Annotated in this window: 1 protein-coding gene; it reads right to left on the bottom strand. The window is 79.1% G+C overall.

Annotated elements, in window-relative coordinates; genetic code table 11:
* Positions 1–84: 84 nt before the first annotated feature.
* Positions 85–1677: glycoside hydrolase family 3 C-terminal domain-containing protein (locus tag ACFWXO_RS15620; RefSeq protein WP_380524459.1), on the bottom strand; the 1593-nt coding region annotated here is incomplete at its 5' end.

Here is a 1677-nt window from a genome sequence, read left to right on the forward strand (position 1 = left end):
CGCGCGCCCGGGGGCGGGGCCACCCCCGGCGCCTCCCCCCCCCGCGCCAGACCGCCCCCGGACCGCCGCCCCGGCCCGGGCCGGTCAGTCCTGCGGCACCACCAGGGCCAGGGCGAGCCGCCGGTCGCCGGCGCTGCGCCCGGCCTCGACGGTGTGCACGCCGGTGTTGGTGCGCCAGGTCTGCGCGGCCGGGTCCCAGCTCTGCACGGCCCGCAGTGGGAGGGTGATCCGGGCGGTGGCCTGCTCGCCGGGCCCGGCCTCGACCACGGCGAAACCCGCCAGCTGGCGGTCCGGGCGGCTGCGGTCCGAGCCGTCGGTGGCGACGTACACCTGCACCACCTCGCGGCCGGGCCGCGCACCGGTGTTGCGGACCCGGACGGTCACCTCGGCGAGGGCCTCGGCGGAGCCGTCCGTCGGCCGCGCCTCGCCGGTCAGGCGCGCCTCCTCGGACTGCCGTGCCTCGCCGGTCAGGCGCGCCTCCAAGCCCTCGTAGGACCAGTCGGTGTAGCCGGTGCCGGAGCCGAACCAGTAGGCGGGGGCGGCACCGGAGCGGCGCTGCCAGGCCCGGTAGCCGATGAACAGGCCCTCGCTGTAGTCGAGTCGGCCGTCGGTCGGGGAGACCTCCCAGACCGGGCTGTCGGCCTCCTCGGCGGGCCACGTGGTGGGCAGTCGGCCGCCCGGTTCGACGGTGCCGAGCAGCACGTCGGCCAGCGCCTCGCCGGCCTGCTGGCCCGGGAACCAGGCGAGCAGCACCGCGGCGACCGACTCCCGCCAGGGCATCAGCACCGGGGCGCCGGAGTTGACCACCACCACGGTGCGCGGGTTGGCGGCCGCGACCCGGGCGACCAGCTCGTCCTGGCGGCCGGGAAGTCGCAGTCCGGCACGGTCCACGCCCTCGCTCTCCACCTCCTCGGTGGTGCCGACCACGACCACCGCGACCTCGGCCGCCCGGGCCGCCGCCACGGCGCGTTCGATCAGCTCCTCCGCGGAGGCGGTCGGGGCGGCGTGGCCGAGGGTGAAGGAGACCAGCCCGAAGCCGGCGAAGCCGGCCGCCTCCGGGAGGAAGTGGGTGAGCGTCACCTCGGCGGTGCCGGTGTCGGTGAGCTCCAGGTCGAAGCGCCGCTCCGGCGGGTTGAGGAAGGCAGCGGCCGGGTCCTCGCCGACGGGCAGCAGGACGTCGTCGAAGAGCACCGCGCCGTCCGCCTCCAGCCGGAAGCGGCCGACGCCGCGGACGGAGAGCTGGTGGCGCCCGGCGGGGCCGGCCGGGACGGTGGTGGTGACCCGGACCCGGGACAGCCCGCCGAAGGCCACGCCGCCGGGCAGGGTGCCGAGCCAGCGCACCTCGCCCTCCGGCAGGACGGCGGTGCCGAGCGCCGTGCCGTCCGCGTCGAGCAGTTCGGCGGTGCAGTCGGCGGCCAGCGGGGAGAGGTGGGTGCGGGGGTCGGAGCCCAGCTCGTACACCAGCTCGGCGCCGGGGCCGAGGGCGGCGCGCAGGCCGTCCAGCGGGCTGACCACCCGGGTCGGGAAGACCTGGGCGCTGCCGCCGCCCCCCTTCCCGCCCTCCGGGGGGGGCGGGCCGTTCACCGCGTGCCGGGGGGGCCCGGGGCGGCCGCGGGGGTTGCGGCCGCGGGTGGCGCCGCGCACGGAGGTGGGGGCGGCCCGCTGGGCGGCGGGCGC

The sequence above is a fragment of the Kitasatospora sp. NPDC059088 genome, from assembly GCF_042738155.1.
Taxonomy (GTDB): Bacteria; Actinomycetota; Actinomycetes; order Streptomycetales; family Streptomycetaceae; genus Kitasatospora.